This window comes from Actinosynnema sp. NPDC023658 (assembly GCF_040639995.1).
GTDB lineage: Bacteria > Actinomycetota > Actinomycetes > Mycobacteriales > Pseudonocardiaceae > Actinosynnema.
Window position 1 is genome coordinate 1 of the sequence record NZ_JBFAAX010000192.1, and the last position, 10,271, is coordinate 10,271.

Sequence of the window (10,271 nt, forward strand, 5' to 3'; positions counted from 1 at the left end):
GGAAAACGAGTCGCGAACGATCGACTTCCCGGCGACCTCGCCGCCGTCTGCGAAGCAGCGGCCATTGGACACGGCAACCCCCGGCGCGCACCGCGCCGGGGGTTGCGGAAGTCGGGTGAGGGGACCGTGGTCAGGTGGCGGCTCAGGCCAGCCTGATCACGCCGTAGTCGAACCCCTTCCGGCGGTAGACGACGCTCGGACGGCCGCTGTCGGCGTCGGAGAACAGGTAGAAGTCGTGGCCGACCAGTTCCATCTCGTAGAGGGCCTGGTCGACGGTCATCGGCTTGGCCGTGTGCTCTTTCTCGCGCACGATCTGGCCGGGCAGGTTGTCCTCGATGCCGTCTTCCCAGCGCTGCGCGGGCACTTCCGCCATGCCCTCGCGCGCGGGTTCCGGCTCGGCTGCTTCCAGCACGGCGGTGTGGCCGAGCCACATGCCTTGTGCCTGGCCGCCGTCGTTGTCGGGGCGGAGCGGAAGGGATTCCCCGAGTCCGCTGGTCGCCTCTGCGACCGATGTGGGGCCCCGTCGCCCGTGGTGCACTCGCCTGCGGTCATGGGACCGCCGCAGCCGGTTCTCGAGCTTGCTCACCGCGGCGTCCAGGGCGGCGTAGAAGTCGCCCGCACATGCTTCGGAACGAACCACCGGGCCACGTCCCTTGCCGGTGATCTCGACCCGCTGGCAGTTCTTGGACTGCCTGCGGTTCGGTTCGTGGAAGAGCTCCACGTCGAAGCGGATGACCTTGCGGTCGTAACGCTCAAGCCTGGCCAGCTTTTCGGCGACGTGAACCCTGTAGTGATCGGGCACCTCGACGTTGCGGCCCTTAACGACGATGTCCATACACGACCTCCCTCGCTTTGCTGCGAGCAATGGCTTCGGATCGCTTGGGCGCCGGTTCGCGATCATCTTCGCGGAGTTGTCGCTGAGGGTGGTCCCTCAGCTCCCCACCGGCGCCAGGGTCATGGGCTGTTCGCCTCCTCCCCGCGGGCCGGGAACGCTGATAGCGGTGCACGTTAGCCCGGTATTCGCCGCTGCGACAGCCCCCGGGGCGGGGGAACTCGAAGATTTTCTCGTCGTGACGCAGAGCGACCAAAACGTGCTACCGGCGGCACGCCAGGCTGGCGCACCGGACCACCCCGCCGACAACCGCTCACCCGAACGGCCCATGCCGGCGCAGGCACCCGTCAGCAGAGCGATTACGTCGAACGGCCTCTGCGGGGGCGTCATAACCGGCCAACGGGCGAGGGCTCCGGGAGGTTCCCGGATGCGATTCACCCGTGTGGGTGGGTTCGGTGTGCGGTTGTCAGCGTGAGGACGGCGGATACCCGGAACCCGCCCGCTTTCAACACCGCGACGCACTCCCGCGCCGTGGAACCGGTCGTCACCACGTCGTCCAGCAGGACGAGCGAGGCCTTCGGCGGCGGCAGGTGGTCGGGGACGAGCCGCACCCGACCGGCGAGGTTGGCCTGTCGAGACGCCCCGTCGAGCCGCACGGAGTCGCGGACGCCCCTGGCGAAGGCGAGCGCGGGCGCGGTGGAGGCGCCGGACGCGCGCGCCACTCCCAGCACGTGGGAACCGCCGCGGGCGCGGGCGGCCGAGGCGCGCGACGGCGCGGGGACCAGCCACGGGTCGGGCCCCACGCCGGGCAGCTCGGGCAGGGCGGCGGCGACGAGCGCGCCGAACACGGCCGCCAGCTCACGACGCCCGCGCTCCTTGAACGCCAGCACCAGCTCCCGCGCCGCACCCGCGTACGCGGCCAGCGCGAACACGGGCGGGCCGACGCCGGGCACGGGCACCGGTGGGCCGAACAGGGCGGCGCAGCGGGCGCACAGGCGCACGCCCCAGGTGCCGCAGCCGGGACAGCGGGGCGGGAACAGCAGGTTGATCAGCACGGGTACGACGGTGCCGGCGACCCCCGACAGAACAGGCCCCTGCGCCGAGGTGCGCGGTGATCTCGATCGGGTGAAGATGGAAGTGGCGGGTGCGAAGGCACCCGCGGCACCGGGGAGAGGAGCACGCCTTGGCCGACCAACGGCATGCGGACTCGACCAGCGGAGCGGGGTGGGTCGTCGGCCGCCCCGCGACCGGACCGGCCGGCGCGGCCAGAAGACCCGTGGCCGGCGCGGGCGCGAGCACGACGCGCGCCGTCGCGGGCAGACGGTAGGCAGGTCGCCGGCCGGAGTCGGGCGCAGGTCCGCTGGAGCCGGGCGCACGTCAGCCGGCGGGAGTCGGGCGGGTTCGCGGTCGGGCGGTGTCAGCCCGGGTAGAACGCCTGCGTGCCCCGGTCCACCTTGGTCGTCGACGCGCGCCACACGTCACCCACGTCGTTGGCGCTCCACAACCCGCTCTGGTCGACCGCGAGCACGTTGCGACCGGGCGCGGCGGTGACCGAGGAGACCGGCACGGTCAGGTTCGAGGTGTTGTACCGCTCGACCCTGATGCCGTCGATGTTGACCTTCGCGATGGGCCACGCCACCAGCGACGTGCTGACCACCAGCACGTCCTGCGCCAGCCAGTCCAGCGACAACGCGCTGGAGCCGAGCACCGACGGCTGGAGGTGGCGCGGCGACCGCAGCGACACGGCCGACTCCTGACCGCGCACGACCGCCGCCACGACGAGCTTCCCGCCCACGACGGCGGCCACCCTGGTTCCGTCGCGGGACAGCCTCAGCTCGGTGACGTTGCCCAGCTCGGTGAGCTCGGAGGCGTTGACCACGTTGGCCGTCCAGCCGCTGTCGGTCCTGATCACCCGCACCACGTTGCGGCCGTCGGCCACCGTCCACACCTCGGTGCTCGGCTCGCCCTGCCGGCCGCTGAGCAGCCACGTCGGCCTGGACATCGTGGTCGCGGGCAGGTCGACCTCGGCCAGCTGGTCCTGCCTGGGGCCGACGCGCAGCCGCACGGAGCTGTCCCCGGACCTGCTCACCACGGCGAGCTGGCTGCCGTCCATCGACTGCGCGGCGCTGAGCACCTGGTAGTCGCCGGACCCGGCGGGTCCGGGCACCGGGTCGCCGTTGAGCTGCTTGACCCGCCCGGCACCCACCAGCAGCCCCGTCAGGTCGGCGTTGGGCGTGGTCAGGGCCTCGCCGGTCTGCACGTCGGCGGGTCGCCACTCGTGCTGGTCGGCGTTGATGGACTGGCCCTCGACGAGCACCCGGATGCGGCTGCTGGTGACGCCCGCGAGCGACTTCACCAGCTGCGCCACGATCTGCTTGCCGACCTGCACGGTGATGTCACCGACCTTCGTCAGGTCGACTTCCAGCGCGCCGTCGTCGGCTTCGGAGGTGTTGCGGCGCTGCGTGGCGCCGTTGGGGATGGCGGTGACCAGCGCGCCCCGCATCCCGACCGCAGGCCCCTTGAGCAGCAGGCTCGTCACCCGGCTCGGGATCGATGTGGACGGCGCGATGACGACCCACCGCGGGTCGGGCACGAGCACGCTGAAGTCCGGGCTGTAGAAGAACAGCGTCACGCGCCGGTAGTTCTGCTGGAACCCGCCCAGGGGCACGTAGATGCCGTCGGGCGGGGTGGAGATGCGCCACTGGTCGGCGTCGTCGCGCTCGATCCCGATGGGGGTGTCGAGGGGGCCGATCTGCTGGATGAACGAGTAGTCCTCCAGCTGCAACCGGCCGACGTTGCGGCCCTGCAGCAGCACGGTGCGGTGCTTGTCGTCCGCCGTCAGGCCCGGCGTCGGCACGGTGTTGAACGTCGTGTCGATGATCGTCGGCGTGCCCTTGCTGTTCCACGCCTTCTTCGCGTCCTCGGTCAGGTACGCCTTGGCCGCCGCGTAGTCGCCCTCGGGGTTGGCCGAGGCGTTGATGAACTCGCGGACCAGCGTCAACGGGTCGATGTCCGTGACCGGCTCGGGCGCGGCGGCCTCGCTGGCGCGACCGGCCGACGGGTTGACCGCGATCGGGGAGGTCTCCGTGGGGATCGCGGCGCAGCCCGCGGCGACGAGCACGGCCAGGAGCACCGCGAGCAGCCTCACCGGACCTCCTCGCGTTCGCCGGTGACCGGTTGCGCGGGCTGCCACGTGAACTCCTCCTCGGTCAGCTCGACCTCCTCGACCGGTTCGGGCTGGTCCGGTTCGGGGTCGACCACGGGCGGCAGGTCGGGCGGCTCCAGCGGGAGCGGGCTGGAGGTCAGCTCGTGGCCGAGGCTGCACGGCAGGGTCAGCCGGAACACCGCGCCGAGGCCGCGTTCGCCCCACGCCTCCAGCCAGCCGCCGTGCAGCCGGGCGTCCTCCAGGCTGATCGACAGGCCGAGGCCGGTGCCGCCGGTGCGGCGGTTGCGGGACGGGTCGGCCCGCCAGAAGCGGTTGAACACCAGGTCGGCCTCGCCGGGGCGCAGGCCGACGCCGTGGTCGCGCACGATCACCGCGACCGACTCGCCGTCACCGCGCAGCGTCAGCTCGACCGGCATGCCCTCGCCGTGGTCGATGGCGTTGGCCAGCAGGTTGCGCAGGATGCGCTCGACCCGGCGGGAGTCCAGCTCGGCGGTGACCTCGTGGTCGGGCAGGTCCAGCACGATCGTGGTGCCGCTGCTGTTGGCGATGGCGCGCACGGCGTCGTGGGCGCGGCGGGCGAGCACCCGGATGTCGACCAGCTCGGCGGCCAGCTCCTCCACGCCCGCGTCGAGCCTGCTGATCTCCAGCAGGTCACCGAGCAGCGACTCGAACCGGTCCAGCTCGTCGACCAGCAGCTCGGTGGAGCGGGCCAGGCCGCCGGGGAACTGCTCGCGCGAGGCGTGCAGCACGTCCGCGGCCATCCGCACGGTCGTCAGCGGTGTGCGCAGCTCGTGCGAGACGTCGGAGGTGAACCGGCGTTGCAGCTGGCCGAACTCCTCGAGCTGGTGGATCTGGCGCTGGATGCTGGCGGCCATCTCGTTGTAGGACTCGGCCAGCCGCGCCACGTCGTCCTCACCGACGACGGGCATCCGCTGGTCGAGGCTGCCGTCGGCGAACCGCTCGGCGATCTCGGCGGCCTGCCGCACGGGCCGCACCACCTGCCGGGTGACCAGGTTCGCGATGAGCGCGAGCAGCAGGAGCAGCACGACGCCGCCGACGACGAGGGTGCTCTGCACGACGTCGGCGGTGGCCTGCTCGCTGGTCAGCGGGAACAGCAGGTACAGGTGCATGGCGCGGGCGGAGCTGTTCACCGGCTTGCCCACGACCAGCAGGGTGGTGGGTCCGGTCTCCCGTTCCACGGTGGTGATCTGGTAGCCGGCGCTGCCGCGTTCGAGCATCTTGAACAGCCCGTCGGGCACGTCCTCGTACTGGCCGACGGCGACCGGCAGGCCGTCGGATCCGGTGCCGACGGGGTCGCGGAGCACCGGCTCGAACGCGCCCGCGCCGGAACTGGTCGGGTCGAGGTCCACGCCCGAGGTGTTGATCTTGTTCAGGGCGGTGGTGAACCGCGTCTTGACGCTGTCCGGGCCGGGGTTGAGACCGGCCAGGTCGGGCTGGATCGCCGCCGCGCTGGCCTCGGTCTGCCGGACCGCCGCCTCGATCTTGGTCTCCAGCAGCTGGCCGGTGATCTGCACCTGGAGCACCATGCCCAGCACGAACACGACGGCCGACGAAAGCGCGAGCGTGCTCACCACGACCCGCAGCTGCAACGAACGCCGCCACAGCTCGCCGAACGTGACGACCTGACGACGGGCGCGCTCGACCAGGCGGCGCGCGGTGGTGAACAGCCGCTGCTTCACGGACTGCGGCTCGGCCGCGTGGAAGTCGGCCGCCCGCACCCGCCTGCCCGGGGATCGGAAACGCCGAACACCGGGGGGTGGGTCGCGAACGACCGACGCGACCTCGCGCTGTGGTCCCGTTCGGTCTCCCGAACGGCCGATCACGGCGGGCCGGCCTTGTACCCGACGCCGCGCACGGTGAGCACCACCTCGGGGTGCTCCGGGTCGCGCTCGACCTTGGAGCGCAGGCGCTGCACGTGGACGTTCACCAGCCGGGTGTCCGCCGCGTGCCGGTAACCCCAGACCTGCTCCAGCAGCACCTCGCGGGTGAACACCTGGCGCGGCTTGCGGGCCAGGGCCACGAGCAGGTCGAACTCCAGCGGCGTGAGCTGGATCGGCTTGCCCTCGCGCAGCACCTCGTGGCCGGGCACGTCGATGGTCAGGTCACCGATCTGGAGCACCTCGGCGGGCTCGGCCTCGGTGCGGCGCAGGCGGGCGCGGATGCGCGCCACCAGCTCCTTCGGCTTGAACGGCTTGACCACGTAGTCGTCCGCGCCCGACTCCAGACCCAGCACGACGTCCACGGTGTCGCTCTTCGCGGTCAGCATCACGATCGGGACGCCGGACTCCGACCGGATCGCCTTGCAGACGTCGATGCCGTTCATGCCGGGCAGCATGAGGTCCAGCAGGACCAGGTCCGGCTTCAACTCGCGCAGCGCGGGCAGCGCGCGTGCGCCGTCGGCCACCACTGCGGTGTCGAAGCCCTCGCCCCGCAGCACGATGGTCAGCATCTCCGCCAGAGCGGGGTCGTCGTCCACGACGAGCACGCGTGCCTTCATACTCAACATCGTCCCACTAGTGGTCGGGAGTCCACGCACCGCCCAGCGGTCATCGCTGCTGGTCGTCGTGCGCGTCCACTCCGTAGCCAGTCTCTGCCGCCGATCCACGAACCCACCTCGTCCCGCTGACCGCGAATCCTCAGCGACTCATCGGCGGAGTGGTGACGTTTTGTTACTTTCCTACACTAACGGGTGAACCACCGGTCGAGTAGTGAATCGATCCGCAGGTCACCGGTACCGTCCAGCACCTCCCACGGGGACAGCCACCCGGCGGCGGCCAGCCCGTCGTACACCGCCGCGCACCGCGCCTGGAGACCGCCGTCGGACTCGTACAGGTCGCGCCCCCTGGCCTCCTCCGCCTCGCGGTGGGCCGCGCGGTCGGCCGCCACGGCCGCGGGCACGCGCAGCAGCAGGTGCAGGTCCGGGATCGGCAAACCGAAGCGTTCCACCTCCAGCGAGCGCACCCACTCGACGAACTCGCCGTCGGCCCCCTGGTGCAGCCGCGCGGCCCCGTAAGCAGCGCTGGAAGCGGTGAAGCGGTCGAGCAGCACGACGTCGAACCGGTCGAGCTCGGACCGGATCCGGTCGGCCGCGCCGCGCCGGTCCAGGGCGTAGAGGACCGACATGCCGTACACGGAGTCGGTCAGGTCCCCGAGCCTGCCGTGCAGCGCGTCGCGCACCAGGTCGGCGTGCACGTCCTCGTCGTAGCGGGGGAACGCGCCGGTCGCGACCTTCGCACCCCGCGCGGCCAGCGCGTCGGTCAACGCCTTCGCCAAGGTGCGCTTGCCCGCGCCGTCGAGGCCTTCGATCACGACGAGTTTTCCCACGAGAACACCCTAAGGGGCCCTACCCCCTCACGATCGGCGGCATGACGTCGCCCAGTTGGGTGACCAGAGATCCTTTGCGTCACCAGATTGAGTGACTACGGTGAACCCCATTTCCGGTTGCGCGAAAGGGTGGTGCCGCGGTGACCGCGGATTCCGGGCACGCCAGACCGGTTGACGAGCGGGCCACCCACCTGCCCGCGAGCCTGCCCAACGGCCTCGCCGAGACGCTGCGCTACGGACCGTTCCACCGGGCCCTGCACGACGCCATCGCGCACCGCGGCCTGTCGCTGGCACGGCTGCGCGCGCACCTGGAGCAACTGGGCGTCCAGGTGGGGCAGTCCACCCTGAGCTACTGGCAGCGCGGCCTGCGGCACCCCGAAGTGCCGCGCGCCATCGCCACCGTGCGCGCGTTGGAGACCGTGCTGAGGCTGCCGCCGGAGTCGTTGGTGGCGCTCGTCGGCAACCGGCCGCAGCCCAGGCCGATCAGGCCGACCGGCTGGGTGTCGCCGGTGCCGGTGCTGTCGGACCTCGAGTCCGTGACGGACGTCGGCGCGAACACCGACATCGAGGTGCTGTCCGTGCACGACACCGTGCTCATCGGACCGGAGCGGGAGCAGCGCTCGATCAGCACCCGGGTGGTGGTGCGGGCGGCGAAGGCCGGGCCGGACCGGTTCCTGGCCGTGCACCAGGGCGACGAGGGCTGCGTGATCGACAACGCGCTCGTGCGGCCGGGCGAGGGCTGCCGGCTGGGACGGCTGCGCCGGCAGCTGGTCACCCGCGGGCTGGCCTTCGAGCTGCTGTTCGACCGCAGGCTCGCCGAGGGCGAGGAGCACGTGTTCAGCTTCACCGTGGTCGACGACACCGGCGGTCCCACGCCCGGCCACCGGCGGGCGTTCCGCGAGCCGTGCCGCGGCTACCTGCTGCAACTGGCGTTCAACCGCCGCGCCCTGCCCGCGCGCTGCACCAAGCAGTTCCGGGTGGACGCCGAGGCGGCTCCGGTGGACTTGGAGGAGCTGGTCTGCGGGCTGGGCGGGTTCGCCAGCGCCTACTTCGAGGACGTCGGCCCCGGCGTGGCCGGGATCAGCGTCGAGTGGACCTAGGAGCGGACGCGGGAACGGCCGGGACCCGTGCGGGCCCCGGCCGTTGCCGGACGACTCAGTAGCGGTAGTGCTCGGGCTTGTACGGGCCCTCGACGTCCACGTCGATGTACTCCGCCTGGTCCTTGGTCAGCTTGGTGAGCTGCCCGCCCAGCGCCTCCAGGTGGATGCGGGCGACCTTCTCGTCCAGCACCTTCGGCAGGCGGTACACCTCCTTGTCGTACTCCTGGTACTTGGTGAACAGCTCGACCTGCGCGATCACCTGGTTGGAGAACGAGTTGGACATCACGAAGCTGGGGTGACCGGTGGCGTTGCCCAGGTTGAGCAGGCGGCCCTCGGACAGCACCAGGATCGAGTGGCCGTCCGGGAACACCCACTCGTCGACCTGCGGCTTGATGTTGATCCGCTGGATGCCGGGGAAGCGGGCGAGGCCGGCCATGTCGATCTCGTTGTCGAAGTGACCGATGTTGCCCACGATCGCCTGGTGCTTCATGGCGGCCATGTGCTCGATCCGGACGACGTCCTTGTTGCCGGTCGTGGTGATCACGATGTCGGCGCGGTCGAGGACGTCCTCCAGCCGCTGCACGTCGTAGCCGTCCATGGCGGCCTGCAGCGCGCAGATCGGGTCGATCTCGGTGACGATGATCCGGGCGCCCTGGCCGCGCAGCGACTCCGCCGCACCCTTGCCGACGTCGCCGTAACCGCAGATCACGGCCACCTTGCCGCCCATCAGCACGTCGGTGCCGCGGTTGATGCCGTCGATCAGCGAGTGCCGGATGCCGTACCGGTTGTCGAACTTCGACTTGGTGACGGCGTCGTTGACGTTGATCGCCGGGAACAGCAGCTCACCGGCGGAGGCCAGCTGGTAGAGCCGCATGACGCCGGTCGTGGTCTCCTCGGTGACGCCGCGGATGCCCTCGGCGATCTTGGTCCACTTGCCGTTGTCCGCCGCGAGCGACTTGCGCAGCGTCTCCAGGATGAGGACCCACTCCTCGGGGTCGTCCGCCTCGGGCTGCGGGACGACACCGGCCTTCTCGTACTGCACGCCCTTGTGGACCAGCAGCGTCGCGTCGCCGCCGTCGTCCAGGATCATGTTCGGGCCGCCGCCGTCGGGCCAGGTCAGCATGGTCTCGGCGGTCCACCAGTACTCCTCCAGCGTCTCGCCCTTCCAGGCGAAGCACGGGATGCCCTTGGGCTCCTCGGGAGTGCCGTGGGGGCCGACGACGACCGCGGCGGCGGCGTGGTCCTGGGTGGAGAAGATGTTGCAGGACGCCCAGCGGACCTCGGCGCCCAACTCGACCAGCGTCTCGATCAGCACCGCGGTCTGCACGGTCATGTGCAGCGAGCCGGAGATCCGCGCACCCTTGAGCGGGTAGACCTCCGAGTACTCGCGGCGCAGCGCCATCAGGCCCGGCATCTCGTGCTGGGCCAGCCGGATCTCCTTGCGGCCGAACTCGGCCAGGGACAGGTCCGCCACGGCGAAGTCGATGCCGTTGCGGGTCTGGAGCCTCTCGGCGGTCATCGCGGGTTCCTCCATATCGGGTGACGGCCTGACACTACCGCCCGCCACGCCGGACCCCCGAGGTCGGCGGCAAGTGCGCGTCGATGGACCAGTATGACGACGCTGACGTGAGGTTTCACGGGAGGACTTGTGCTGATTCCCGGCCCCGACACACGGGTGGTCGAGCTGCGGGTGCACGGTGTCCAGGGCACCACGCCGCAGTCGCTGGTCGACGCGGTGGCGGCGGTGGACGTGGCGGGCGACGGGCTGGGCCGCGTCGTGCGCCCGGCCGACCGGCTGCGCAGACCGGGCCCCGGCCCGGGGCAGCAG

At 71.3% G+C, this 10,271-nt stretch carries 9 protein-coding genes; 2 read left to right on the forward strand and 7 right to left on the reverse strand.

The features are described from left to right. Positions 1 to 142: 142 nt before the first annotated feature. The 6 genes from raiA to AB0G02_RS20175 form a co-directional block, all read right to left on the reverse strand. Positions 143 to 835 (reverse strand): ribosome-associated translation inhibitor RaiA, encoded by a 693-nt coding sequence (gene raiA, locus AB0G02_RS20150; protein WP_360796503.1) that lies wholly within the window; start codon positions 833 to 835, stop codon positions 143 to 145. 431 nt (positions 836 to 1,266) lie between these two features. After that, the gene (locus tag AB0G02_RS20155) at positions 1,267 to 1,887 is read right to left on the reverse strand and encodes a phosphoribosyltransferase (protein ID WP_360796506.1); all 621 of its coding nucleotides are present in this window, start codon (positions 1,885 to 1,887) and stop codon (positions 1,267 to 1,269) included. 362 nt (positions 1,888 to 2,249) lie between these two features. Beyond that, a complete protein-coding gene (locus tag AB0G02_RS20160; RefSeq protein ID WP_360796509.1) occupies positions 2,250 to 3,980 on the reverse strand; it encodes an LpqB family beta-propeller domain-containing protein in 1,731 nt (576 codons plus the stop codon). Beyond that, positions 3,977 to 5,698, reverse strand: coding sequence for an MtrAB system histidine kinase MtrB (mtrB, locus tag AB0G02_RS20165; protein ID WP_360796523.1), 1,722 nt, complete (start codon positions 5,696 to 5,698; stop codon positions 3,977 to 3,979). The genes AB0G02_RS20160 and mtrB overlap by 4 nt, the downstream gene beginning before the upstream one ends. 140 nt (positions 5,699 to 5,838) lie before the next feature. Continuing rightward, positions 5,839 to 6,516, reverse strand: a complete 678-nt coding sequence (gene mtrA / locus AB0G02_RS20170) for an MtrAB system response regulator MtrA (protein ID WP_015104936.1) — start codon at positions 6,514 to 6,516, stop codon at positions 5,839 to 5,841. Between the two features lie 185 nt (positions 6,517 to 6,701). After that, positions 6,702 to 7,343 carry a dTMP kinase gene (locus AB0G02_RS20175; RefSeq protein ID WP_360796512.1) on the reverse strand — a complete coding sequence of 214 codons (642 nt, stop codon included), beginning with the start codon at positions 7,341 to 7,343 and terminating at the stop codon, positions 6,702 to 6,704. A 140-nt stretch (positions 7,344 to 7,483) separates the two neighbouring features. On the opposite strand from AB0G02_RS20175, the gene AB0G02_RS20180 reads away from it, so the two are divergent. Continuing rightward, positions 7,484 to 8,443: a hypothetical protein gene (locus tag AB0G02_RS20180; RefSeq protein ID WP_360796515.1), complete on the forward strand. Its 960-nt coding sequence runs from the start codon at positions 7,484 to 7,486 to the stop codon at positions 8,441 to 8,443. 55 nt (positions 8,444 to 8,498) lie between these two features. On the opposite strand, the gene ahcY is transcribed toward AB0G02_RS20180, so the two are convergent. Then, on the reverse strand, positions 8,499 to 9,962 hold the full coding sequence (gene ahcY, locus AB0G02_RS20185) for an adenosylhomocysteinase (RefSeq protein WP_360796517.1): 1,464 nt from the start codon (positions 9,960 to 9,962) through the stop codon (positions 8,499 to 8,501). Positions 9,963 to 10,091: 129 nt separating this feature from the next. Here ahcY and AB0G02_RS20190 point away from each other — a divergent pair. Next, the coding region (locus tag AB0G02_RS20190; RefSeq protein WP_360796520.1) for a hypothetical protein at positions 10,092 to 10,271 on the forward strand (180 nt) is incomplete at its 3' end.